Origin of the sequence: Superficieibacter sp., from assembly GCF_032071645.1 — a bacterium.
Lineage (GTDB): Bacteria > Pseudomonadota > Gammaproteobacteria > Enterobacterales > Enterobacteriaceae > Superficieibacter.
This window is the reverse complement of the sequence record NZ_DAMAPU010000004.1, coordinates 345609-370680: the sequence shown is the minus strand read 5'-3', so window position 1 is coordinate 370680 and position 25072 is coordinate 345609. Positions and strand designations below refer to the sequence as shown.

At 54.4% G+C, this 25072-nt stretch carries 20 protein-coding genes; 10 read left to right on the top strand and 10 right to left on the bottom strand.

What is annotated here, in order from left to right; genetic code table 11:
- The first annotated feature begins 56 nt into the window (after positions 1-56).
- The 5 genes from phoB (at position 57) to malZ (ending at position 7352) form a co-directional block, all read left to right on the top strand.
- Positions 57-746 (top strand): phosphate response regulator transcription factor PhoB, encoded by a 690-nt coding sequence (phoB, locus tag RT197_RS10820; RefSeq protein ID WP_312950238.1) that lies wholly within the window; start codon positions 57-59, stop codon positions 744-746.
- Positions 747-769: 23 nt separating this feature from the next.
- Entirely contained in the window at positions 770-2059 is a 1290-nt protein-coding gene (gene phoR, locus RT197_RS10815) for a phosphate regulon sensor histidine kinase PhoR (RefSeq protein ID WP_312950235.1), read from the top strand.
- Positions 2060-2468: 409 nt separating this feature from the next.
- The gene (gene brnQ / locus RT197_RS10810) at positions 2469-3788 is read left to right on the top strand and encodes a branched-chain amino acid transporter carrier protein BrnQ (RefSeq protein ID WP_312950233.1); all 1320 of its coding nucleotides are present in this window, start codon (positions 2469-2471) and stop codon (positions 3786-3788) included.
- A gap of 81 nt (positions 3789-3869) precedes the next feature.
- Positions 3870-5225, top strand: coding sequence for a proline-specific permease ProY (gene proY, locus RT197_RS10805; RefSeq protein ID WP_312950231.1), 1356 nt, complete (start codon positions 3870-3872; stop codon positions 5223-5225).
- Between the two features lie 309 nt (positions 5226-5534).
- The gene (gene malZ, locus RT197_RS10800) at positions 5535-7352 is read left to right on the top strand and encodes a maltodextrin glucosidase (protein ID WP_312950229.1); all 1818 of its coding nucleotides are present in this window, start codon (positions 5535-5537) and stop codon (positions 7350-7352) included.
- 18 nt (positions 7353-7370) lie between these two features.
- Here the strand turns inward: malZ and acpH are convergent, their stop codons facing one another.
- On the bottom strand, positions 7371-7952 hold the full coding sequence (gene acpH, locus RT197_RS10795) for an ACP phosphodiesterase (RefSeq protein WP_312950227.1): 582 nt from the start codon (positions 7950-7952) through the stop codon (positions 7371-7373).
- A gap of 92 nt (positions 7953-8044) precedes the next feature.
- Here acpH and queA point away from each other — a divergent pair, with 92 nt between their 5' ends.
- The 5 genes from queA to secF are packed head-to-tail and all read left to right on the top strand — an operon-like array spanning position 8045 to position 13507.
- Positions 8045-9115, top strand: coding sequence for a tRNA preQ1(34) S-adenosylmethionine ribosyltransferase-isomerase QueA (gene queA, locus RT197_RS10790; RefSeq protein WP_312950224.1), 1071 nt, complete (start codon positions 8045-8047; stop codon positions 9113-9115).
- A gap of 52 nt (positions 9116-9167) precedes the next feature.
- Positions 9168-10295, top strand: a complete 1128-nt coding sequence (gene tgt / locus RT197_RS10785) for a tRNA guanosine(34) transglycosylase Tgt (protein WP_312950222.1) — start codon at positions 9168-9170, stop codon at positions 10293-10295.
- 22 nt (positions 10296-10317) lie between these two features.
- The gene (gene yajC, locus RT197_RS10780) at positions 10318-10650 is read left to right on the top strand and encodes a preprotein translocase subunit YajC (protein WP_312950220.1); all 333 of its coding nucleotides are present in this window, start codon (positions 10318-10320) and stop codon (positions 10648-10650) included.
- 27 nt (positions 10651-10677) lie between these two features.
- Positions 10678-12525, top strand: coding sequence for a protein translocase subunit SecD (gene secD, locus RT197_RS10775; RefSeq protein ID WP_312950218.1), 1848 nt, complete (start codon positions 10678-10680; stop codon positions 12523-12525).
- A 10-nt stretch (positions 12526-12535) separates the two neighbouring features.
- On the top strand, positions 12536-13507 hold the full coding sequence (secF, locus tag RT197_RS10770) for a protein translocase subunit SecF (protein ID WP_312950216.1): 972 nt from the start codon (positions 12536-12538) through the stop codon (positions 13505-13507).
- A gap of 133 nt (positions 13508-13640) precedes the next feature.
- On the opposite strand, the gene RT197_RS10765 is transcribed toward secF, so the two are convergent.
- The 9 genes from RT197_RS10765 to RT197_RS10725 form a co-directional block, all read right to left on the bottom strand.
- Positions 13641-14543, bottom strand: a complete 903-nt coding sequence (locus RT197_RS10765; RefSeq protein WP_312950214.1) for a glycoside hydrolase family 43 protein — start codon at positions 14541-14543, stop codon at positions 13641-13643.
- A gap of 2 nt (positions 14544-14545) precedes the next feature.
- Positions 14546-15847, bottom strand: a complete 1302-nt coding sequence (locus RT197_RS10760; protein ID WP_312950212.1) for a glycoside hydrolase family 125 protein — start codon at positions 15845-15847, stop codon at positions 14546-14548.
- Between the two features lie 21 nt (positions 15848-15868).
- Positions 15869-17938 carry a pyruvate formate lyase family protein gene (locus RT197_RS10755; protein ID WP_312950210.1) on the bottom strand — a complete coding sequence of 690 codons (2070 nt, stop codon included), beginning with the start codon at positions 17936-17938 and terminating at the stop codon, positions 15869-15871.
- Entirely contained in the window at positions 17935-18768 is an 834-nt protein-coding gene (locus tag RT197_RS10750) for a glycyl-radical enzyme activating protein (protein WP_312950208.1), read from the bottom strand. Before RT197_RS10750 ends, RT197_RS10755 begins: the two co-directional genes overlap by 4 nt.
- Before the next feature lie 66 nt (positions 18769-18834).
- On the bottom strand, positions 18835-19977 hold the full coding sequence (locus tag RT197_RS10745) for a sn-glycerol-3-phosphate ABC transporter ATP-binding protein UgpC (protein ID WP_312950206.1): 1143 nt from the start codon (positions 19975-19977) through the stop codon (positions 18835-18837).
- 11 nt (positions 19978-19988) lie between these two features.
- Positions 19989-21863 carry a beta-L-arabinofuranosidase domain-containing protein gene (locus RT197_RS10740; protein ID WP_312950203.1) on the bottom strand — a complete coding sequence of 625 codons (1875 nt, stop codon included), beginning with the start codon at positions 21861-21863 and terminating at the stop codon, positions 19989-19991.
- A 31-nt stretch (positions 21864-21894) separates the two neighbouring features.
- Positions 21895-22764 (bottom strand): carbohydrate ABC transporter permease, encoded by an 870-nt coding sequence (locus RT197_RS10735; RefSeq protein WP_312950200.1) that lies wholly within the window; start codon positions 22762-22764, stop codon positions 21895-21897.
- Between the two features lie 2 nt (positions 22765-22766).
- Positions 22767-23711: a sugar ABC transporter permease gene (locus RT197_RS10730; RefSeq protein ID WP_312950199.1), complete on the bottom strand. Its 945-nt coding sequence runs from the start codon at positions 23709-23711 to the stop codon at positions 22767-22769.
- An 83-nt stretch (positions 23712-23794) separates the two neighbouring features.
- Positions 23795-25006 (bottom strand): ABC transporter substrate-binding protein, encoded by a 1212-nt coding sequence (locus RT197_RS10725; RefSeq protein WP_312950196.1) that lies wholly within the window; start codon positions 25004-25006, stop codon positions 23795-23797.
- Positions 25007-25072 lie beyond the last annotated feature (66 nt).

Here is a 25072-nt window from a genome sequence, read left to right as displayed (position 1 = left end):
ATCTGACGCATAATGACGTCGCTATCACTAATGATGATGATAAAACAGGGTAAAAAATGGCGAGACGTATTCTGGTCGTTGAAGATGAAGCTCCGATCCGCGAGATGGTGTGCTTTGTCCTCGAGCAAAATGGCTTTCAGCCTGTAGAAGCGGAAGATTATGACAGCGCGGTGAATCAGCTCAATGAACCCTGGCCTGACCTGATCCTGCTGGACTGGATGCTCCCGGGCGGCTCCGGCATTCAGTTTATCAAACATATCAAGCGTGAAGCGCTGACGCGCGATATCCCGGTAGTGATGCTGACCGCGCGCGGCGAAGAAGAAGATCGCGTTCGCGGGCTGGAAACCGGTGCCGACGACTACATCACGAAGCCGTTCTCTCCTAAAGAGCTGATTGCGCGCATCAAAGCGGTGATGCGCCGCATCTCACCTATGGCCGTTGAAGAAGTGATTGAAATGCAGGGGCTAAGCCTCGATCCCTCTTCACATCGGGTGATGACCGGTGAAAGCCCGCTGGATATGGGGCCGACCGAGTTTAAATTACTGCACTTCTTTATGACTCACCCTGAAAGAGTGTATAGCCGTGAACAGTTGCTGAATCACGTCTGGGGAACCAATGTGTATGTCGAGGACCGCACGGTGGACGTGCATATCCGCCGCCTGCGTAAGGCGCTGGAGCTGAGCGGTCACGATCGAATGGTGCAAACAGTTCGCGGTACGGGTTATCGTTTCTCCACCCGTTTCTGATATCTGACACAGGAGTGTGACGCGTGCTGGAACGTCTGTCATGGAAAAGGCTGGTTCTTGAGCTGATCGTCTGCTGTCTGCCCGCGCTGCTGCTGGCGGCATTCTTCGGTCATTTGCCGTGGTTTTTACTGGCGGCCGTGACCGGGCTGCTCATCTGGCACTTTCTCAATTTACTGGGACTCTCCTGGTGGCTGTGGGTGGATCGCAGCATGACGCCGCCGCCGGGTCGCGGTAGCTGGGAGCCGCTGCTCTACGGCCTGCACCAGATGCAGCTACGCAATAAAAAGCGCCGCCGCGAGCTGGGTAATCTCATCAAGCGCTTTCGCAGCGGCGCGGAATCACTGCCGGATGCGGTGGTGCTGACGACGGAAGAAGGCACGATTTTCTGGTGTAACGGCCTGGCGCAGCAGCTTCTGGGCCTGCGCTGGCCGGATGACAATGGGCAAAATATTCTCAACCTGCTGCGCTACCCGGAATTTACGCTGTATCTGAAGAACCGCGATTTCAGCAAGCCGTTGAATCTGGTGCTGAATAACGGTCGCTACCTGGAGTTTCGCGTTATGCCCTACAGCGAAAACCAGCGGCTGATGGTGGCGCGCGATACCACCCAGATGCATCAGCTTGAAGGCGCGCGGCGCAACTTTTTTGCCAACGTCAGCCATGAACTGCGCACGCCGTTAACCGTCTTGCAGGGCTATCTGGAAATGATGCAGGAGCAGACGCTGGAGGGCGCGCCGCGAGAAAAAGCGCTGCATACCATGCGCGAACAGACCCAGCGCATGGAGTCGCTGGTGAAGCAACTGCTGACCCTCTCCCGAATCGAAGCTGCGCCCGCGCTGGCGCTGAATGAAAAAATTGATGTGCCGATGATGCTGCGGATGATCGAGCGCGAAGCGCAAACCCTAAGCCACGGGCGGCATAGCCTGCATTTTACCGTTGATGACACCTTAAGCGTGCTGGGTAACGAAGAGCAGCTGCGCAGCGCTATTTCCAACCTCGTCTACAATGCGGTGAACCATACCCCTGCGGGCACCACCATTTCGGTTAACTGGCAGCGCGCCCCCCACGGCGCACAGTTTTCTATTGAGGACGACGGGCCAGGGATTGCCGCTGAGCATATTCCGCGTCTGACCGAGCGTTTTTATCGCGTGGATAAGGCCCGCTCGCGGCAAACCGGCGGCAGCGGTCTGGGGCTGGCGATTGTGAAGCACGCGCTAAATCATCACGACAGTCGCCTGCAAATCGACAGCCAGCCGGGGAAAGGCACACGCTTTAGTTTTCTCCTGCCGGAACGTTTAATTGCCAAAAAATAGCCTGACACCGATGCGTGTAAGGCTAACTTTCCGCAGATCCGCTCCGTGCGCGCCGTTTACTTTGCAGGCCAGCGAAGCGGACGCCACTTCCTCACGTTTGCTGCTTTTTTGTTCGAACTATCGCCCGTAAGTTTTTCTTATATCTGGTTTAACGTGCTAATCAGATGTTACGAACCAGCATAATCCTCTGGTTTCGCGATCGCGGGTTGCTTTAAAACGTTATAAGCGTTTAAATTGCGCCCCAGATGCTGTCATACCGACTGCATTTGCGTGATAAATCGAAAAACTATACTTCTTCACGCCAGTCCGGGAGCATATCCCGCTGAAATCTTATGCAATTGCTGCTGTATTGTTTCACAGGGAAGGCAACAATTCATTTACAACACCACATCCACAGGCAGTTTAATTTATGACCCATCAGTTAAAATCTCGCGACATCATCGCTCTGGGCTTTATGACCTTTGCGTTGTTTGTTGGCGCTGGCAATATCATTTTCCCTCCCATGGTTGGCTTACAGGCAGGCGAGCACGTCTGGACGGCGGCGACGGGATTCCTGATCACTGCGGTCGGTCTGCCGGTATTGACGGTGATTGCGCTGGCGAAAGTGGGCGGCGGCATCGACAGCCTCAGCACGCCTGTCGGTAAAACTGCGGGCATTCTGCTGGCGACGGTCTGTTATCTGGCGGTCGGCCCGCTGTTTGCCACGCCGCGTACCGCAACCGTCTCGTTTGAAGTCGGCATTGCGCCGCTGACCGGTGACGGGCCAATGCCGCTGTTCATCTATAGCGTGATTTACTTTGCGCTGGTGATCTGCGTATCGCTTTATCCGGGCAAGCTGCTTGATACGGTGGGCAATTTCCTCGCGCCGATGAAAATCGTGGCGCTGACGGTGCTGTCCGTTGCGGCGCTGGTGTGGCCAGCAGGCCCGATCAGCCACGCGATGGAGGCGTATCAGACCGCGCCGTTCTCTAACGGCTTTGTAAATGGCTATCTGACCATGGATACGCTGGGCGCGATGGTTTTCGGGATTGTTATCGTTAATGCCGCCCGTTCGCGTGGCGTGACCGAAGCCCGTCTGTTGACGCGCTATACCGTCTGGGCTGGCATCATGGCAGGGGTGGGCCTGACGCTGCTGTATCTGGCGCTGTTCCGTCTGGGTTCCGATAGCTCCACGCTGGTCGATCAATCCGTAAACGGCGCGGCTATTCTGCACGCCTACGTTCAGCATACCTTTGGTGGGCCGGGCAGCCTGATGCTGGCGGCGCTGATTTTCATCGCCTGTCTGGTTACGGCGGTGGGCCTGACCTGCGCCTGCGCCGAGTTCTTTGCCCAGTATCTGCCGCTGTCTTATCGCACGCTGGTCTTCATCCTCGGCATTTTCTCGATGGCGGTATCCAACCTGGGGCTGAGCCACCTGATTCAGGTTTCTGTCCCGGTGTTAACGGCGATCTATCCGCCGTGTATCGCACTGGTTGTGTTAAGCTTCACCCGCTCATGGTGGCATAATTCATCGCGCGTGATTGCGCCCGCCATGTTTATCAGCCTGATCTTTGGTATCCTTGACGGTATTAAAGGGTCAGCGCTGAAAGATGTCCTGCCTGCCTGGACCGAGAGCTTACCGCTTTCTGCACAGGGGCTGGCCTGGCTGATGCCAACGATAGTGATGATCGTCCTGGCTGTTATCTGGGATCGCTCTGCGGGGCGTCAGGTAACCTCCAGCGCACATTAATCGTTGCGCGGCGGTTCGTTTAACCACGGGGCTTAGGGTTCCGTGGTTTTTTATTTTTTGTGTTGAATGGCATTTGAAACGATGGAAAGTACTAACAAGCTGAAGCGGGGGCTGAGCACCCGCCACATCCGCTTTATGGCACTCGGGTCGGCAATTGGCACCGGCCTTTTTTATGGCTCGGCAGATGCCATTAAAATGGCGGGTCCCAGCGTGCTGCTGGCCTACATTATCGGCGGCGTCGCGGCCTATATCATCATGCGCGCACTGGGGGAAATGTCGGTCCATAATCCGTCCGCCAGCTCCTTTTCACGCTACGCGCAGGATAACCTCGGCCCGCTGGCGGGTTATATCACCGGCTGGACCTACTGCTTTGAAATCCTGATCGTCGCCATCGCCGACGTCACCGCCTTCGGCATCTATATGGGCGTCTGGTTCCCGGACGTGCCGCACTGGATCTGGGTGCTGAGCGTGGTGATGATCATCTGCGCAATCAATCTGATGAGCGTGAAGGTGTTCGGCGAGCTGGAGTTCTGGTTCTCCTTCTTCAAAGTCGCCACCATTATCATCATGATTGTCGCTGGATTTGGCATCATCATCTGGGGGATCGGCAACGGCGGGCAACCGACCGGCATCCATAATCTGTGGAGCAACGGCGGTTTCTTCAGCAACGGCTGGCTGGGTATGGTGATGTCGCTGCAAATGGTGATGTTCGCCTACGGCGGGATTGAAATCATTGGCATCACCGCTGGTGAAGCCAACGAGCCGGAAAAATCCATCCCGCGCGCTATCAACTCTGTGCCGATGCGTATTCTGGTGTTCTACGTCGGTACGCTGTTTGTGATTATGTCGATTTTCCCGTGGAATCAGGTTGGCACCAACGGCAGCCCGTTTGTCCTGACGTTCCAGCATCTGGGGATCACCTTCGCTGCCAGCATCCTGAACTTTGTCGTGCTGACCGCCTCGCTTTCGGCGATTAACAGCGACGTCTTCGGCGTCGGGCGTATGCTGCACGGCATGGCGGAGCAGGGGAGCGCGCCGAAGGTTTTCGCTAAAACCTCCCGTCGCGGTATTCCGTGGGTCACGGTGGTGGTGATGACGTTTGCCCTGCTGCTGGCGGTGTATCTGAACTACATCATCCCGGAAAACGTCTTCCTGGTGATCGCGTCGCTGGCGACCTTCGCCACGGTGTGGGTGTGGATCATGATCCTGCTGTCGCAGATTGCTTTCCGCCGTCGCCTGTCGCCGGAAGAAACCCGTGCGCTGAAATTTAAAGTGCCGGGCGGCGTGGCAACGACCATTGCCGGGCTGATTTTCCTGGTCTTTATTATTGCGCTGATTGGCTATCACCCGGACACGCGCATTTCGCTGTACGTGGGCTTCGGCTGGATCGTGCTGCTGCTGATCGGCTGGCTGTTCAAGCGCCGCGCTAAAGTCTGACTACGTTGACCGGGGTACGCCCCGGTCACTGCATTTACGCTGGCGCGATCGCCCGCGATGGTAATCACGACTCCTTCCGACCTAATCCCGCCGGCACCAGGCGTGGCGTTGCCGCCGGGCAGCGTCAGCACGCCTTTCTGTGGCGTCCAGTATAAAAACTGACTTATCCTGAAACGTCGTGCATCGGCGCGAATGCGCGCGGGAAAATTCTGCGCCCCTGTCTTCATCCCCTCAAAAAAAGACAAAAGAGGAGGGGCGCGTTTTCAGCCTGTGGCATGGTGACGTGATTTTGTGGAAAGAGGATTAGCGATGTTAAATGCCTGGCATCTTCCGGTTGCGCCTTTTATCGCGCAGCGACAGGATCGGCTCACGGTAACGCTGTGGCTACGTGGCGAAAACCTGCCCACGCGCGTAGTGCTGCGCAGTGAGCTGGATAACGAAGAAATCTCACTGTCCATGCGCCGTTCTGCTCACGCGCCTCATCCGGGGATCGTGGCGTGGCGCGCGGATATTAAACTCAACGAAGGGCAGCCGCGTCGTCGCTACAGCTTTAAGCTGCTGTGGGACGATCGTCAGCTATGGTTTACCCCGCAGGGATTCAGCCGTTTTCCGCCTGCGAAGCTGGAGCGTTTTGCGCTCGATCTACCGGACAGCGGCCCGGACTGGGTGGCGGATCAGGTGTTTTATCAGATCTTCCCTGACCGCTTTGCGCGGGGCCGGGCGCAGCCGGTCAATCAGGACAACGTCTATTATCATCACGCCGCCGGACAGGAGATCGTCCTGCGCGACTGGGATGAACCCGTTACCGCTGAAGCAGGCGGATCGACGTTCTACGGCGGGGATCTTGATGGCATCAGCGAAAAACTGCCGTACCTGAAAAAGCTCGGCGTGACCGCGCTGTACCTGAATCCGATCTTCTCCGCACCCAGCGTGCATAAATACGATACCGAAGATTATCGCCAGGTCGATCCGCAGTTTGGCGGCAATGTGGCGCTGATGCGTCTGCGGCAGAACACGCTGGAACAAGGGATGCGGCTGATCCTTGACGGCGTGTTCAATCACAGCGGCGATTCCCACGCGTGGTTTGATCGCCATAACCGGGGCACCGGCGGCGCGTGCCACAACCCGGATTCCCGCTGGCGCGACTGGTACAGTTTTTCCGATGACGGACGGGCGCTGGACTGGTTGGGCTACGCCAGCCTGCCGAAGCTGGATTTCCGCTCGCCCACGCTGGTTGACGAGATTTATCGCGGCGAAGACAGCATCGTTCGCCACTGGCTGAAAGCGCCGTGGAACATGGATGGCTGGCGGCTTGACGTGGTGCATATGCTCGGTGAGGACGGCGGCGCGCGCAACAATTTGCATCACGTCTCCGGCATTACCCGGGCGGCGAAAGAGGCGCGGCCTGACGCCTTTGTCTTCGGCGAGCACTTTGCCGACGCCCGCCAGTGGCTGCAAATGGATGCGGAAGATTCGGCGATGAACTATATGGGCTTCACCAAGCCGCTATGGGCATTTCTGGCGAATACCGATCTCTCATACGATCCGCAAAATATTGATGCCCGCACCTGCGTGGCGTGGATGGATAACTACCGCGCTTCGCTTTCGCACCAGCAGCAGTTGCGTATGTTTAATCAGCTTGATAGTCACGACACGTCGCGCTTCAAAACGCTGCTCGGTAAAGACGTAGCGCGTCTGCCGCTGGCGGTGGTCTGGCTGTTTAGCTGGCCCGGCGTGCCGTGCATTTATTATGGCGATGAGGTCGGACTGGACGGCGCGAACGATCCGTTCTGCCGTAAACCTTTCCCGTGGGATAAACACAAGCAGGACGGCGAACTGCTGGCGCTGTATCAGCGGATGGCTAAACTGCGTCACCGCAGTCAGGCGCTGCGCCACGGCGGTTGTCAGGTCATTTATGCCGAAGACAACGTGGTGGTGTTTGTGCGGGTGCTGAAGCAGCAGCGGGTGCTGGTGGCGATTAACCGGGGTGAAGCCTGCGAAGTGAACCTCGGTCGCTCGCCGCTGCTGAACGTCAAAGCCTGGCATCTGAAAGAAGGCAAAGGCACCTTCACTGATGAACTGCTGACCCTGCCTGCGGTATCGGCATCGGTGTGGCAGGGAAATTAACCCGCACGGGCAGGCGGATCACAGCGTTTTGTTTTTCGCCTGCGCCATCATGCGCGGATAAAACTGCCAGAACTGTTGTTCAAGCTGCGGATAGTGGGCGTCCAGATCGTGCCAGGAGTCGCGCAGGGCGTCGAGCCGGGGACGGCGGCTGGCCATACCGTTCAGCACGTTCTGGATAAAGGCCATATCCCGGTAGCGCTCCAGCCAGCGTTCGGACCACAGATACTGGTTGAGATTCACAAAGCGCGGCGGCGAATCGGGCAGGATGTCGCTGATTTGCATGCGCGCATAGTCAATAAATGTCGCCAGCGGCATGTGCGGGGAGAGCCGCGCCCAGTGCAGCGAAAGAAAATGATCCCACATCACGTCCAGCGTAATCGGGGCCACGCGGCGCGTTTGCGGGCGAAACCACGCCCGCGCTTCTTTCACTTCCGGCAGGTTATCGGTCAGAACATCAATGCGCCGGTGCATGTGAATGCCTTCTACCACCGCATCAGGGTAGAGCGACTGCGGATCGCCGCGAACGAAATCCGCCAGTAAATTTCCCGACAGGGAACTGTCAGCGAGATGAGCGAGGTGCAGGTGCGCAAGAAAATTCATGATTTGTTTTTATCCCGTAGAGGCGAACGGTTGCAGGGAAGACCTCCCGGCACTAGACTACCCGCCTCTTTATTAAGCACTGAGTCAGAGTCATGCGCCTTGCCGATTTTTCCTTTGAGTTACCTGAATCCCTGATTGCCCACTATCCCCAACCGGAACGCAGTCGTTGCCGCTTGTTATCGCTGGACGGGCCGACAGGTGCGCTGACGCACGGTACTTTCACCGATCTGCTCGATAAGCTCAACCCCGGCGATCTTCTGGTCTTTAATAATACCCGCGTGATCCCGGCGCGCCTGTTCGGGCGTAAAGCCAGCGGTGGCAAGATTGAAGTGCTGGTCGAGCGGATGCTGGACGATAAACGTATTCTGGCACATATTCGCGCATCCAAAGCGCCGAAGCCAGGCGCAGAACTGCTGTTGGGCGATGATGAAAGTATTAACGCGACCATGACCGCCCGCCACGATGCGCTGTTTGAAGTCGAATTTAACGATGAACGTCCGGTGCTGGATATTCTCAATGCTATCGGGCATATGCCGCTGCCGCCGTACATCGACCGCCCGGACGAAGACGCCGACCGCGAACTGTATCAGACCGTCTACAGCCAGAAGCCGGGCGCGGTGGCTGCTCCGACCGCCGGGCTGCACTTCGACGAGCCGCTGCTGGAGCGCCTGCGCAATAAAGGCATTGAGATGGCATTTGTGACCCTGCACGTTGGCGCGGGCACTTTCCAGCCGGTGCGCGTTGAGAGCATTGAAGATCACATCATGCACTCCGAATATGCCGAAGTGCCGCAGGACGTCGTTGACGCGGTGCTGGCGGCAAAAGCGCGCGGCAATCGGGTGATTGCGGTGGGTACAACGTCCGTGCGTTCGCTGGAAAGCGCAGCGCAGGCGGCGAAAAACGCCCTCATCGAACCGTTCTTCGGCGACACGCAGATTTTCATCTATCCGGGCTATCAGTATCAGATTATCGACGCGCTGGTGACTAATTTCCATCTGCCGGAATCGACGCTGATCATGCTGGTTTCCGCCTTTGCGGGTTATAAACATACCCTCAACGCCTATGAGCAGGCGGTTAAAGCCGAATATCGCTTTTTTAGTTATGGCGATGCGATGTATATCACGTACAATCCGTCGGCTATTAATGAACGTGTCGGGGAATAAATTTCCGGCACTGGTGTAAACGTCAGACTGTTTTTCTGGCGCAGGAGAGAAAATGAAATTCGAACTGGATACCACCGACGGACGCGCACGCCGTGGCCGCCTGGTGTTTGATCGTGGCGTAGTGGAAACGCCAGCCTTTATGCCGGTGGGCACCTACGGCACCGTGAAAGGCATGACGCCGGAAGAAGTTGAAGCGACCGGCGCGCAAATTATTCTCGGCAACACTTTCCACCTGTGGCTGCGTCCGGGCCAGGAAATCATGAAGCTGCACGGCGATCTGCACGATTTCATGCAGTGGAAAGGCCCGATCCTCACCGACTCCGGCGGTTTCCAGGTGTTCAGCCTCGGCGACATCCGTAAGATCACCGAACAGGGCGTGCATTTCCGCAACCCGATCAACGGCGATCCCATTTTCCTCGATCCAGAAAAATCGATGGAGATTCAGTACGATCTCGGTTCCGATATCGTGATGATCTTCGACGAATGCACGCCGTACCCGGCGGACTGGGACTACGCTAAACGCTCGATGGAAATGTCGCTGCGCTGGGCGAAACGTAGCCGCGACCGCTTTGACGGCCTCGGCAATAAAAACGCGCTGTTTGGCATTATTCAGGGCAGCGTTTACGAAGATTTACGCGATATCTCGGTCAAAGGTCTGGTAGAGATTGGCTTTGATGGCTACGCTGTCGGCGGTCTGGCTGTGGGTGAGCCGAAGGAAGATATGCACCGCATTCTGGAGCATGTCTGCCCGCAAATTCCGGCAGATAAACCGCGTTACCTGATGGGCGTCGGCAAGCCGGAAGACCTGGTTGAAGGCGTTCGTCGCGGCATCGATATGTTCGACTGCGTCATGCCGACCCGCAACGCCCGTAACGGTCATCTGTTTGTGACCGACGGCGTGGTAAAAATCCGTAATGCGAAGTACAAAAGCGATACCAGCCCGCTGGACGCTGAGTGTGATTGCTACACCTGTCGCAATTATTCACGCGCTTACTTGCACCATCTTGACCGTTGTAACGAAATATTGGGTGCGCGTCTCAATACCATTCATAACCTGCGATACTATCAGCGTTTAATGGCTGGTTTACGCAAGGCTATTGAAGAGGGTAAATTAGAGAACTTCGTGACCGATTTTTACCAACGTCAGGGGCGACCCGTTCCACCTGTAAACGTTGATTAATTTTAATAATGAGGGAATTTGAATGAGCTTTTTTATTTCTGATGCGGTAGCAGCAGCCGGAGCACCATCGCAGGGCAGCCCGATGTCTCTGATCCTGATGCTGGTGGTGTTTGGTCTGATTTTCTATTTCATGATCTTACGTCCACAGCAGAAACGTACCAAAGAACACAAAAACCTGATGAGCTCCATCGCCAAGGGTGATGAAGTATTAACCAACGGTGGATTAGTGGGCCGCGTGACCAAAGTCACCGAAACTGGCTATATCGCTATTGCCCTGAACGATACCACTGAAGTGGTTATCAAACGTGACTTCGTAGCTGCCGTTCTGCCGAAAGGCACGATGAAGGCGCTGTAATTTATTGTTTTCCCAAAGGGAACTGCCGTGTTAAACCGTTATCCTTTGTGGAAGTACATTATGCTGGTCGTCGTCATTGTCGTCGGCCTGCTTTACGCACTTCCCAACCTGTATGGTGAGGATCCGGCTGTTCAGGTCACTGGCGCGCGCGGCGTCGCCGCCAGTGAGCAAACGCTGATCCAGGTCCAGAAAACGTTACAACAAGAAAAAATCACCGCCAGGTCTGTCGCGCTGGAAGAGGGCGCTATTCTGGCGCGTTTTGACTCCACTGATACACAGCTGCGTGCGCGTGAAGCGCTGATGAGCGTGCTTGGCGACAACTACGTCGTGGCGCTGAACCTTGCGCCTGCAACCCCGCGCTGGCTGTCCACCTTTAAAGCCGAACCGATGAAACTCGGTCTCGACCTGCGTGGCGGCGTACACTTCCTGATGGAAGTCGATATGCAAACCGCGCTGGGCAAACTCCAGGAACAAAACATCGACAGCCTGCGCAGTAATCTGCGTGAGAAAGGCATTCCTTACGCCACCGTGCGTAAAGAAGATAACTACGGCATGAGCATTGCGTTCCGCGACAGCGCCACGCGTGATAAAGCCGTCAGTTATTTGTCCCCTGTCCATCAGGACCTGGTGATTTCCGCACAGGGTGATAATGCGCTGCGTGCGGTGATGACGGACGCGCGTCTGAAAGAAGCGCGCGAATACGCGGTACAGCAGAACATTAACATCCTGCGTAACCGTGTGAACCAGTTGGGTGTTGCTGAGCCGCTGGTACAGCGTCAGGGCGCAGAGCGTATTGTGGTCGAACTGCCGGGCGTGCAGGACACCGCACGGGCGAAAGAAATCCTCGGGGCGACCGCCACGCTGGAATTCCGTCTGGTAAATACCAACGTCGATCAGTCCGCTGCCGCTTCTGGCCGTATTCCGGGCGACTCGGAAGTCAAGAACATGCGTGAAGGCCAGCCGGTTGTGCTGTACAAACGCGTGATCCTGACCGGCGATCACATCACCGACTCCACGTCAAACCAGGATGAATACAACCAGCCGCAGGTAAACATCTCGCTGGATAGCGCCGGTGGCAACATCATGTCTAACTTCACCAAGGACAACATCGGTAAGCCGATGGCGACCCTGTTTGTGGAGTACAAAGACAGCGGTAAAAAAGATGCCAAAGGCCGTTCGGTACTGGTGAAACAGGAAGAAGTGATTAACGTTGCGAACATCCAGTCTCGCCTCGGCAACAGCTTCCGCATCACCGGCATCAACAACCCGAACGAAGCGCGTCAGCTGGCTCTGCTGCTGCGTGCGGGTGCGCTGATTGCGCCGATCCAGATTGTTGAAGAACGTACCATCGGCCCAACGCTGGGTATGCAGAATATCGTCCAGGGTCTGGAAGCGTGTCTGGCTGGCCTGATTGCGTCGATTCTGTTCATGATCTTCTTCTACAAGAAGTTTGGTTTAATCGCGACCACCGCGCTGCTGGCTAACCTGGTACTGATTGTCGGTATTATGTCCCTGCTGCCGGGGGCGACGCTGACCATGCCGGGTATCGCGGGTATCGTCTTAACCCTTGCGGTGGCGGTCGATGCCAACGTACTGATTAACGAACGTATCAAAGAAGAGTTGAGCAACGGGCGTTCAGTACAGCAGGCCATTGATGAGGGTTATAAAGGCGCGTTCAGTTCTATCGTCGATGCGAACATCACGACGCTGATCAAAGTCATCATCCTGTACGCTGTGGGTACCGGGGCGATTAAAGGTTTTGCGATTACTACCGGTATTGGTGTGGCGACGTCAATGTTTACCGCGATCGTCGGTACCCGTGCCATCGTGAACCTGGTGTACGGCGGCAAACGCATTAAAAAGCTGTCTATCTGAGGAGTGCGGTGTGGCACAGGAATATACTGTTGAACAATTGAACCACGGGCGTAAAGTCTGGGACTTTATGCGCTGGGATTACTGGGCCTTTGGCATCTCTGGCCTGCTGCTGGTTATTTCTATCATCGTGATCGGCGTGCGTGGTTTTAACTGGGGTCTGGATTTCACTGGCGGTACCGTCATTGAAATCTCCCTTGAAAAACCGGCTGAAATTGATGTTATGCGTGAAGCGCTGGTCAAAGCGGGCTTTGAAGAGCCGCTGCTCCAGAACTTCGGCAGCAGCCGCGATATCATGGTGCGTATGCCTCCCGTTCACGGTGAAACCGGTGGACAGGAGCTGGGCAGCAAGGTCCTGGAGGTGATTAACCAGTCCACCAGCCAGAACGCAGCGGTAAAACGCATTGAGTTCGTCGGGCCAAGCGTGGGTGCCGATCTGGCACAAACCGGTGCAATGGCGCTGATGGTAGCGCTGATTTCCATCCTGATTTACGTCGGCTTCCGCTTCGAGTGGCGTCTGGCGGCCGGGGTGGTTATCGCGCTGGCGCACGACGTGATCATCACGATGGGCGTGCTCTCGCTGTTCCATATTGAGGTCGACCTGACGATCGTCGCTTCGCTGATGTCGGTTATCGGCTACTCGCTGAACGACAGCATCGTGGTTTCGGACCGTATCCGTGAGAACTTCCGCAAGATCCGTCGCGGCACGCCTTACGAGATCTTCAACGTCTCGCTGACCCAGACGTTGCACAGGACGTTGATCACCTCAGGAACCACCTTAGTGGTGATCCTGATGCTTTACCTCTTTGGCGGTGCGATGCTGAAAGGCTTCTCGCTGACGATGCTTATCGGTGTTTCCATCGGTACCGCATCGTCCATCTACGTGGCCTCGGCGCTGGCGCTGAAGCTTGGGATGAAGCGCGAGCATATGCTCCAGCAGAAAGTTGAGAAAGAAGGGGCGGATCAGCCGTCAATTCTGCCTTAAGACTGCGCAGTTCTGAAGATCTGAATCCCGGTCGCAAGGCCGGGATTTTTTTATTCTCTTTTCCTCCTCATGACTGACAGTATGCTGTCAGCAGCCCTCCTATATTGGTCTGCATCCGCCGAGTTGAACGCGATTAAATTTCCGTTTGCGCCGTCATTACAACCGGCTGGATCTTCCCGTCTTTAAACACCATCCGCTCGAGGCACAGCATCCGGTGCCCCGCCTCCAGGTCGCCGGGAATACGGCGATGGTAGGCGATCAGCCATTCGTCGCCATCGTCCCCGTTCAGGGAAATACACCCGTGGTGCCCCGGGCCATCAGCGATGTCCTGCGCATCCAGAATCGTCGTTTTTGGGCCAGGGAAAACAAACGGCGAGTCGCTGTCGGCGGTGACAACGTGATAGGTGCCGTTGATCCAGCCACCTTCCGACCACATAAAGTGGTAGCGGCCCTGACGCTTAATCATGCACGGCGCTTCCACATAGCCGGGAATGTCGATTTCGCGAAATACCGAGCCATCCTCAAAGGGCACGAAGCCGTTCATTTCCGGGTTCATCAGGGCGACATTGCAGTGCCCCCAGCCGCCGTAGTAGAGATAAATTTTGCCGTCATCATCGGCGAACAGGTGCGCGTCAATGGGCTGCGCGTCGTGAATAAAACGGCCGATCAGCGGCTGTTGCAGCAGCGCGCGGAAAGGGCCAGCGGGAGAGTCGGCCACCGCGATCTCCAGCCCGCCGGTTTCATCATTGCTCTGAATATCGTTAGACGCGAAGACCAGATAGTATTTGCCGTTGCGGGCAACAATAGTCGGTGCCCATACCGCGCGCCAGATCCACGGAAAATCCGTCATCTGAATAATCCCTGAATGTTTCTCCCAGTGGACCAGATCCGGCGACGAGAAGGCGTCGATGTTCATCTGCTGCTGATAGTCGCTGAAGGATCGGGTGACATAGATCCAGTACTGGTTGTCATAAAAACGGATTTCTGGATCGGCGTACCAGCCATCGACGATCGGGTTTTTAATGGTTACAGACATGATCACTCCCTGGTATTAATTAAATCGTTAAGCCGCAGGCCGCAGTAATCCAGCACCAGTTCGCAGAACATGGCGTTCGCCCAGGAGAACCACGGACGGGTAAAGCGTGAGGGATCGTCAGGATCGAAGGACTCATGCATCATCCGGGTATCATTGTCGGTGGCGATCAGCATCTGGATCATGGCGAGTTTTTCCGCCGCATCGTCTGACGTCAGTCCCTGCACGGCCAGCGCAATCGGCCAGATATAGCCTTCTGGCGTATGCGGGCTGCCGACGCCCTGCGCGAAGTGCCCGGCGGTAAAAGAAGGATTGTCGGGGCTGAGAATGAAGCGCCGGGTATTCAGATAGCGCGGATCGTCTTTCGCCAGCGCGCCGAGCAGCGGCAGCGAGAGCAGGGAAGGGATATTGGCGTCATCCATCAATAACGCATTCCCCTGCCCGTCGGTTTCATAGCAGTACATTGCGCCGTATTTTTCATGCTCCGTGACGGCGAAGCGCTCAATGCCGGTGCGGATGGTGTCTTTCAGCCAGGCCGCCCGGAGCCGTAAATCTTCGTCATGCAACACCTCATGGGCGATCTCTTCCAGATAGCCGAGCACCACCACCGCAAAGAAATTGGCAGGCACCAGATAGCCCCAGCGGCAGGCGTCATCGCTGGGGCGAAAGCCCGACCAGGTCATGCCGGTGTAGCTCACCGGTGCGCCTTTACCCTCGTGGGTCAGGGTATCGGTGGGCGCTGGCGGGTTGGGGCGCTGGAAACGATAAGGGGATTGTTCCTCATGGTGCAACTCCGTCTCCCACAGATCGAGGATCAGATTACTGGCCTGAACAAACGTCTCGTTAAAGTGGCGGGTAATGCCGGTCACTTTCCAGAAAAGCCAGGCCAGCTGGAGCGGATAGCAGAGCGAGTCAATTTCATATTTACGCTCCCAAATTTGCGGCTGCATATCGGTGAGGTCACCCTGATGACCGGAGCCGTCCGGGTGACGGTTAAACGCGTTGGCATAGGGGTCAAGGGTAATAAAGTGCAGCTGCTGCTGGATCACCCCCGCGATCATCGCCTGTAATTCCTGATGCTGCTGGCAGAAAAGCAGATAGGGACGCATCTGACACGCCGAGTCCCGCAACCACATCGCCGGAATATCACCGGTGATGGCAAACACGCCGTGCTCACTGGTTTGCAGGGTGGTATCCAGAGTATTGGCCAGCGCGCGCTCCAGAATCGCGGCAATTTTCTCGTTGCCGGTCAGGCGTAAAATCTGTTCTTTACAGACATTGATAAATTCACGGTCTTGTATCTTCATTGATAAATACTTCCTTAATATTTAGATCACCAGTTCCATCCGCTGAATAACATGGTCCTGATAGACTTTATCCAGCTCGACAAAATAACCACTCCAGCCCCAGACGCGGACTATCAGGTTGCGATAATTTTCCGGGTGTTTTTGCGCATTGATTAACGTCTCCCGATTAACGGCGTTAAGCTGAATCTGATGGCCGCCTGCCTCGATAAACGACTTAACCATCAACGCGACTTTGGCAATGCTGTCTGCGGTGCGAAACAGAGTATCGTGAAGTTCCAGCGTCAGTGGCCCGCCGTTGATGGTGCGTTTTAAATCCGGCCTGGTGAAGGATTTAATAATCGAAACCGGCCCGGCGCATTTTGTGAAAAGACCGGGGGAATAGTTACAGCCAATGCCTTCCCCGCGATACCGGCCGTCGGGCGTTGCCGGAAGATCTGACGAGTGCCAGATATAATACATGGCTGACCCCGTACCTGAGCGGAATATACCGCCGCGTTCATTTTTCCGCCCCTGAAGTTCATCGGCAAAACAGTTTAATAAATCAACGGCGATGCTATCGACATAATCATCGTTCTGTCCCATTTTAGGCGTCAGATAACGTAATTGATTTGCCAAATCCTCATAACCGACAAAATCATTTTTTAAGGCCGCGAGCATCTCCTCTGCCGTAATAATTTGCTCATCAAAAATGAATTTTTTAATGGCGGCGAGAGAATCTGCCGCCGTGGATAATCCGGTGCCGTGCAGCCCATAGTTATTATAGATACAGCCCAACGAAATATCCCTCGCCGTTTCCGTACAGCCCTCCATCATCAGTGAAAAATAAGGGGCGGGAAACAGATACAGGTTTTTTATCTGCTGGCAAATCGTATCAATTCTGCTGGCGATGGTGCTTTTAACATGGGTGAAAAGCTCGGAATAGCTGGCGCAGGCGGCGAGTTTTTTACCGACCGTATCAAGAACCGCCTCAGCGAAAGAGAGTCCGTTAATGTTCGGGATATCCATTGCCCGACCCGGAATAATAAATTCCCAGCAGGCGGCAACAACATAATTATAAGCGTCTGCTTTGCTGTATCCCAACGCCATCAGGCCGGGGATCACCACATCATCATTCGCATATTGCGGAAAGCCAAGACCCTGTTTGGTCAGGCGGGTCGCCAGAATATAAGTTTCAATTGGGGTTTTGCTGTGTACCCGAAGATTAATTTTCGGATCGATGACGTTTAAATTGAGGCTGGCTTTAAGGCACAACGCCGACAACAGATTATAGCTGTCCGTGCCGTCCGGGTTGAGTCCACCCAACATCAGCGTTTGACCGTTATCTCCCTGCTGGACGCCGGGATAAATATCCGCGTCGCGGTTAAAGGTCAGGAAAAACTCTTCCAGCAATTCCAGCGCCGATTCTTCATTCAGCGCCCCCGTTTGCAGATCGTGTTCCAGCCACGGATAGAGATATTGATCCAGACGGCCAATAGTATTATGCCAGTGCCCGCCGCACCACGCGGTAAAATGCAAAATGCGAAACATCTGTAGAGCTTCAAGGAAATTTTCTGGCGGGTTGGCCGGAACGCGGGAGAGCGTGCGCGCCACCACCTTATTGCCCTGCAATTGCGCGGTTTCCCGGTAGCGCTCTGAAAGATCGAGAATGCTTTCCAGGATCTCAATTTGCAGCTGGGTATACCCGGCCTGCTCTGATTGATTGTGCTGCTGGAACTGCGCTTTCAGCACCTCAAGGCTGGCGATCTTAGGCCGCAGACCGGTGCGGATAAGCCGGGTGTAATCAAGACTTAAATTAGAGACTTCACCATGCACGAAATGTGTGGCTTTTAATTCCGCCATCTCGCGCGCGGTTAACAGGGCCGGAACCGCAGGCACCGTGCGCGTAAAAGCAATACGCTCATTGGCAAACACGACGGGCGTTTCTTTACTGAGCATATGGATCAGACGCAACGCCTCCCGCCGGGTATGACTCAGATTATCCCGGCTGAATGTCCCGGCTAACGCGTCATTGTCTTCGGGCTGCTGCCGCCAGGGGATCTGAATTTTATCAGTAATAAATTGCTGGCGTAGCAGCGCAATACGGTCATTCATAATATTTCACTCCGTATGCCAAAATCGCGGAATATATTCACTGGCGCATGAATCGCTTTTTGCTCGTCAAAACCTGGCTGATACGCTCTGCCGATCTGTGCATATTTCGCACCAGCGGTCCGGTGATAGGGGAGAAGCTCGACCTTAATTAAGGATTTAGCCTGATGAATTAATTCGGCGGTTTGACGGAAATTATGTTCGTTATCGTTGACGCCCGGTATGAGCGGGATTCGGATGGTAAAAGGTTTCTCGCTATTACAAAGGGTATGCAGATTGTGAAGTATTTTGTCATTACTATGACCGGTGTATTTTTTATGGCATTCAGCATCGACTATTTTGATATCCAGCATCACATAGTCTATTTGCGCAATAATTCGGGTAAAGATTTCACTGTCACAATACCCTGAGGTTTCGATGGCCGTATGCATATCGGGAATGTGTTGCAGTACATCCAGTAAAAATGCGGGCTGCATGAGTGGCTCGCCGCCAGAAAAGGTCACGCCGCCGCCGTATTTCGCATACCAGCCACTGTTAATGCGCAGTCTTTCGATCAGATCGGCGGAGCTGATTTCCTCACCTGACGTTTTGGCTAATGCCGGAAGGATCTTTGCGCAGCGGCAACAGCGGTTATTTTCCTGAATAAATTGCTGCAGATGGCAGTACCGGCATTCGGTTTGAGTGGCCATCACCTGCGGGTGCTTTTTCTGCCCTTCCGGGTTATGGCACCAGCTGCATAGCAAGGGGCATCCTTTCAGAAAAACCGTTTGCCTGATGCCCGGCCCGTCAAAGACCGAGAACTCTTTGAGATCAAATATGATGCCTCGCTCCATTGCGATCCTCCCCGTATTCCGCCCGTTTCTACACCTCCGGTCGGAAACCGGAGGGCAGAGTGAAGATCAGTGAGCGGTCGTCTCCATGTGTGCCGTGGCGTTAAGCAGGCGAGGGCAGGCCTGATCGCTGCTATCGAACAGATGACAACATTCAGCCGGTAAATGTAACCTTATTTCACTGTAATAAGCGTACTGGTGGTAGCCATTGAGTTTGGCGGTGAAATCGCCTTCAAAATAGAGGCAGGTGGCATCGCCGAGCTGCTCCACAAAATGGACGCTGCGAACGAGGCTGTTTGGCCCGTCCTCTTTCTGCAGAGAAATATGTTCCGGGCGGATGCCGACCGTCACATCCTCCGCGCAAGTCAGGCGCTCACCGTTGACGTTAACCGCCAGCGTTTCCCCGCCGGGAAGTTTGACCTCCACATGGTCGGCATGAACGCTGACCACCTTCGCGGGCAGGAAATTCATCCGCGGAGAGCCGATAAAGCTGGCGGTGAATTTATTGCGCGGGGACTCGTACAGCTCCAGCGGCGTGCCAATTTGCGCCACGCTACCGTACTTGTTGACGCTTTCACCGCTGTTGAGCAGGACGATTTTATCGGCCAGCGTCATGGCTTCAACCTGATCGTGGGTAACATACACCGTCGCCACATTTTCAAATTCGCGATGCAGGCGGCCAATTTCCAGCCGCATTTGTGCGCGCAGACCGGCATCCAGGTTTGATAACGGTTCATCAAACAAAAAGACGCCGGGTTTACGCACGATGGCGCGACCAATTGCCACGCGCTGGCGCTGACCGCCGGAAAGGGCGGCGGGCCTGCGCAGCAGGAGGTCTTCAAGCTGTAACGACTTTGCCGCTGCCGCGACGTATCGTTTGACCTCATCGGTCGGCATTTTCGCCATTTTCAGCGCGAATCCCATATTTTCCTCCACGGTCATATGGGGATAGAGCGCGTAGTTCTGGAAAACCATCGCGATGCCCCTTTCAGAAGAGGCCGTTTCGGTCATGCGCTTATCATCAATATAAAGCTCGCCTGCGGATATCTCTTCCAGACCGGCAATCATCCGTAGCAGCGTTGACTTACCGCAGCCGGAAGGACCGACAATCACGCAAAACTCGCCTTTATCGATCGTCAGGTTAATGTTGTTAACGACAATCTGTTTTGCCGAGTACGCTTTGTAGACGGACTCTAGTCGTATCGTTGCCATGACTTCACCCTTTAATGTGCTTCAGCGGTTTTCTGGCGTCCATCGACCCACGGGAATTCAGCGATACGCAAACGCGCGCAGCCGTAGGGAACGAGCGTGGCAAGCGTAGGGCAGCACATCGCGTCGTAGGCCGGGCTGTTAGGCATCGGGGCCACCGAGTTATCCATCATCTTCCAGGTCGGCATCCGGCGGGCGCTGGCGCGGAGGGTGACGGGGGCATTTTCCAGCGCGAAGGGCTGATCACCGGAAGGGCAGCAGCTAATACTGCGCACGATTAACCCTTCGCCTGGCTGCACGTCCAGCGCGTAATCCCAGCAGTTGCGAGGGCGGATTTCCCAGTCGCCGCTCAGCGAACCGCCGGGGATGTTTTCCCAGATCTCGCCAGGCGTATGCACCATCAGCAGTGGGCCATAATAAACGCCGACAGCATTGCGCGGACGTCGTTCCAGACGCGGCTGCCGTTCAAAAGTGATGCTCAGCGTGTCGCCTGCCTGCCATTGGCGGGTCAACGGCAGATAGCCCTTGCCGTCGCAGGTAATCTCTTCGCCGTTGAGGGTAAAGACCGTGTTTTCACTCCACTGCGGAATGCGCAGCCACAGGGTTTTTTCGCCTGCGGGGGCACGACGAATGTCCAGCCGCAGATCGGTATTAAACGGGTAGTCGGTTTGCAGGGAAATCTGCCAGTCGCCGGAAACCACTTCCGCAGGGCCGTAAACCATACAGGCCAGATCGTCGCTGCCTGCCTGCATAAACAGGCTGTTGCACAGTTTGGGCCAGCCCTGATGATAGTTGGCGGTGCAGCAACCAAAATTGGGTTCCAGGCCAAAAATATTGCAGTCGTCGCCGCTGTAGGTCCAATTACGTTTGGCGATGCTTACTGCGATTTGATTCGGCTGCTGGTGATACTGATGCGCCATCATATCGGCGGTGATCCCGGCGGGCAGGGCGTTATACGCGATGCGCTCAAGGCGTTCAGCAAACTGCGCATCGCCATAAATGCGCAGCAGGTTTTCCAGCGAGAACATGAGTTCGACGATGGCACACAGCTCCACGCCCTGTTCCGGCGCGTTGCCCGCCAGCCATTCGTCCCCGGAGAACATCCCCTGCGGCTGACCGTGATAGTGATCCAGCTCGGCAAAGCAGCGGTGAATTTCTGCCAGACGCTCGCGCTGCTGGTGGATGGCGTCATGCATCGCCGAATATTTCATGCCCATCGCCACGTTGACGACGTGGGTTAAGTGCGAGAAATAATTGACCGGGCCGGTCGGCAGGTGGTGAATAATAAAGTCCGGCCAGTTGTCGCCCTGTTCGAGCAGTAATTTCGCCAGCGCCGGTAATTGTTCATCATCCGGCCGTTGTTTCCACGTCCACAAAACCGACAGCACATTATCCGCCGCGCGCGCTTTGCCCCAGTCGCTGAGCGGGCGCGCAGGCAGATGCTGAAGCTGATAATGAAAATAGCGCTGCATAAAAGGCACCACGCGAGGATCGTGAGTGGCATCGGCGTACTGCATTAATACTTTTAATGCCACCATGCGCGGCCACCAGTCGTTATTTTGCGTCGGGCCAAACTGACCGTCTGCGTCCTGGCTGGCGAGCATCCACTCGATCCATTTTTGCGCTTTCTTAATCAGCTTCTCGTCCTGCAGGCAGTACGCCAGCGGCACCAGCCCGTCCAGATAGTAGGGGCCACGCTCCCAGTTTTCACCGCTGCCGCCGAGCCAGCCGCTGTTTGCGCCCACATCGGGCCAGATTTCTTCCAGCTGCCCGGACAAACCCTCGGCCTGTAACGTTAACTGCCGTTTAAGCCAGCCCGCAGGCGTAATCTGACCGGGGTTAATAAAGGATAATGTTTGCAGAATATAGGGTACGGTATTTAGCTTCATGTGAAATCTCCATGAATAAAATTTTATTTGCTTAACCTTTGGTCGCGCCGCTGGTTAATCCACTGACATAATGTTTTTGTAAAAACAGGAAAATAATGATGCACGGCAGCATGGCAAACACGGTGCAGGCCTGTAATAGTCCCCAGTCAACCGAACCGTATTTACCCGCGCTGGTCATCAGCAACAGAATCGGCATGGTGTAATTGTCGGAGTCGGTCATAAATATCAGCGCCACCAGAAACTCATTCCATGCGGCAATAAAGGTTGTGACGACCACGGTGACAATCCCTGGCGACACCATGCGCGGCATCACCCGGAAAAGGATTTTCACCGGTGAGCAGCCGTCGAGCTGCGCGGCTTCATCAATTTCTTTGGGAATGCTGTCAAAGGTATTGCGCATCATAAAAATGCTAAACGGTAGCTGGAAGGTGATATAAACCAGTACCAGACCGAGGATATTATTTTGCAGACCCAGTTTGGTAATGATGATAAATAATGGCGTCAGGATCGGCTGGGAGGGGATCATCATCGTGAGCAATATCAGCACAAAGAACACGTTTTTACCGCGAAAGTGAAAGCGGGAAAAACCGTATCCGGCTAACGTCGATAACAGCACGGTGCCGATGACCGTCAGAAAAGAGACTATTCCTGACAGCATGATGGCCCGCGACATATTGTTATTAGACAGCAGCAGTTTACTAAAATTATCGAGAGTAAATACCGAGGGCCACCAGCGCGGCGGCATCAGTACCAACTCCGCCGCCGGTTTCATCGATGCCAGAAGTACGCAGAGAAGCGGATACAAAAAAACGATAACCATACCGGCGTTAACCGCATAGAATAAAATTTCCAGCAGCCGGTTTTTCTTCCTCTGGGTATGCAGGATCACTTCCGTATTCATGATTAAGCTCGTCCTTCTTTATCGCGTAATAGCCAGATTTGCAAAATACTCACGACCATTAAGATGAGTAGCTGAATAATTGACAGCGCTGCGCCATAACCCAGTCGGCCATTAATAAACGAATTGTTGTAAATCAGGAAAACGCTGGTGAGGGTTTTATCCATCGGGCCGCCATTGGTGATGATATAAAACTGATCGAAGGCCAGCAGTGAACCGGTGACGGAGAGAATTAGCGTTAGCATAAACGTGCGCCGCATCAGCGGCAGCGTAATGTAGAATAAACGTCGCCAGCCAACCGCACCATCGACCTGCGCAGCATGATAAATATCTTTACTGATCCCCTGTAACCCCACCAGCAGCAGGATCATATTGAAACCCAGCGTTTTCCATAACACCATCGTGATGACCACGATCAGGCTCATGCTGAGCGAGTCCTGGTACATGATCGGCGATTCAACCAGATTAAGGGAAACCGCAAGGTGGTTGAGTAAACCGAAACGAATATCCAGCAGCCATTTCCATAAGATACTGGCGGTGCCGAAGCCGATTACCGTCGGAAGAAAATAGATGCTACGAAAGAAAGCGACGCCGGGCCTGCCGCTGTTTTTGACTAACGATGCCAGAAACATCGACAGTATAAAAATAAGCGGGGTCACGATAAGGGCGTAGGCAAAGGTAAATTTTAGCGCGTGCCAGAAAACATCATCCTGGAAAATATTGGTATAGTTCATCCAGCCAATGAATTTGGTTTTACCAAACATTGGCCATTTGAAGAATGACATCCACGCGGTCATCATGAGCGGAATGACAAAGAAAAATACCATTATCGCTAATACCGGTAAAATAAATAAAAAACCTAAATATCCCTTGCGGTTGTTTTTCCTGAATTTTGGCAGGGCAACGTTCTGAAAAATATGTGATTGCGGAACTTCCTTTTGTGCAAACATTCTCATCACCTCAGCAGGTCATCTGTCTACGGAAAGTTGTCGGCAGACGACCTATGTGTTTATTGAATCAAAAAAACTTAAACTTACTCTTCTGCCATTTTTATGATTTGGTTAATTTTTTGATCCGCCGTCTTCAGTGCGCCGTCAATATCGCCATCAAATATCGATTTTTGCAGCATGGTCAGCCAGGGACTATTGGTGGCGTTAAAGGTTTCATTGTAAGGAACCAGGAAAGGAATATACCCTTTCGCCAGCGCTTTGTTGGCCAGCAGGTATTTGGGGTCCTGCTGGCTGTACGGGTTATCACTGGCATCCATGCGCGTCGGAACGAAGCCATTTTTTGCCAGCAGTTCGACCTGGGTATTTTTTGACAGCGTCCAGTTGATGAAATCAATCGCTTCATCCTGATGTTTACTTCCTACCGGTAACGCGAATGCGTCGCCGCCGGTAAAAGACGCCCAGTCACCTTTTTTCTCGCCGGGAAAATAGGTGACGCCGTATTCAAGGTTGGGATATTGCTCTTTAAACACTTTGAACGTGAATGCGCCGCTACCAACCATGGCAATCTTGCCGGAGGCAAAATAATCGTTCAGAGACGCATCCAGCCGGGACATCGGCGACATCAGGCCGTCTTTGTACATGTTATGGAAAAAGGTCAGCGTTCTTTTGTTATTTTCAGAGTTAACGACGGATTTTTTGCCATCGCTGGAAATAACACTTCCGCCGTTGGCCCACAGATACGGCATAAAAGTAAAGGCCAGGCCGCCGGAACTGGTTCCCGGAATGCTGAGACCGTAATACTCGTTGCCGAGCTGGCGAATTTTTTCCGAATATTCACGTAATTCTGCCAGCGTTTCGGGGGGATGATTGGGGTCTAAACCCGCTTCACGGAACAGTTTTTTATTGTAAAACAGCAGGGCGGATTCAGCGGCGAACGGCACGGCGTAAAATTTGCCGTTATAGGTGCCTATTCCTTTGAGTGTCGGACTGAACTGGCTCACGTAATCCATTTTGCCGATTTTTTCCGTCAGATCGACAAGCTGTTCGGAACGATTAAGTTCAGGGAAATAGACCAGATCAATGGCGACAATATCGGGTGGATTACCCACGCCAATCGCTGAACTCAGCTTCGTTAACATCTGCGCATTGGGGATCTCATTTAACTTAACGGTAACTTTATCCTGCGATTTATTGTATTCACTAACCAGCATCGGCAGAGCGGATTGATCGCTACGGGCCCAGAAGTTAACGACCTCTTTGGCTTGCGCGAAATGGCTGTATGAAGCCGTTATCAAACAGGCCGCTGCGGTAGTGTATATAATTTTTGAAACCATAAACACCTCTTCGTATTTAATTGTTAA

What these genes read in the sequence shown, in the direction of transcription:
- queA (WP_312950224.1), top strand. Translation starts at nt 8,045, where the DNA reads ATGCGCCTTGCCGATTTTTCCTTTGAGTTACCTGAATCCCTGATTGCC.
- RT197_RS10730 (WP_312950199.1), bottom strand. Translation starts at nt 23,711, where the DNA reads ATGTTTGCACAAAAGGAAGTTCCGCAATCACATATTTTTCAGAACGTT.
- RT197_RS10765 (WP_312950214.1), bottom strand. Translation starts at nt 14,543, where the DNA reads ATGTCTGTAACCATTAAAAACCCGATCGTCGATGGCTGGTACGCCGAT.
- RT197_RS10760 (WP_312950212.1), bottom strand. Translation starts at nt 15,847, where the DNA reads ATGAAGATACAAGACCGTGAATTTATCAATGTCTGTAAAGAACAGATT.
- RT197_RS10755 (WP_312950210.1), bottom strand. Translation starts at nt 17,938, where the DNA reads ATGAATGACCGTATTGCGCTGCTACGCCAGCAATTTATTACTGATAAA.
- proY (WP_312950231.1), top strand. Translation starts at nt 3,870, where the DNA reads ATGGAAAGTACTAACAAGCTGAAGCGGGGGCTGAGCACCCGCCACATC.
- RT197_RS10740 (WP_312950203.1), bottom strand. Translation starts at nt 21,863, where the DNA reads ATGAAGCTAAATACCGTACCCTATATTCTGCAAACATTATCCTTTATT.
- RT197_RS10745 (WP_312950206.1), bottom strand. Translation starts at nt 19,977, where the DNA reads ATGGCAACGATACGACTAGAGTCCGTCTACAAAGCGTACTCGGCAAAA.
- brnQ (WP_312950233.1), top strand. Translation starts at nt 2,469, where the DNA reads ATGACCCATCAGTTAAAATCTCGCGACATCATCGCTCTGGGCTTTATG.
- tgt (WP_312950222.1), top strand. Translation starts at nt 9,168, where the DNA reads ATGAAATTCGAACTGGATACCACCGACGGACGCGCACGCCGTGGCCGC.
- yajC (WP_312950220.1), top strand. Translation starts at nt 10,318, where the DNA reads ATGAGCTTTTTTATTTCTGATGCGGTAGCAGCAGCCGGAGCACCATCG.
- RT197_RS10750 (WP_312950208.1), bottom strand. Translation starts at nt 18,768, where the DNA reads ATGGAGCGAGGCATCATATTTGATCTCAAAGAGTTCTCGGTCTTTGAC.
- malZ (WP_312950229.1), top strand. Translation starts at nt 5,535, where the DNA reads ATGTTAAATGCCTGGCATCTTCCGGTTGCGCCTTTTATCGCGCAGCGA.
- phoB (WP_312950238.1), top strand. Translation starts at nt 57, where the DNA reads ATGGCGAGACGTATTCTGGTCGTTGAAGATGAAGCTCCGATCCGCGAG.
- RT197_RS10735 (WP_312950200.1), bottom strand. Translation starts at nt 22,764, where the DNA reads ATGAATACGGAAGTGATCCTGCATACCCAGAGGAAGAAAAACCGGCTG.
- acpH (WP_312950227.1), bottom strand. Translation starts at nt 7,952, where the DNA reads ATGAATTTTCTTGCGCACCTGCACCTCGCTCATCTCGCTGACAGTTCC.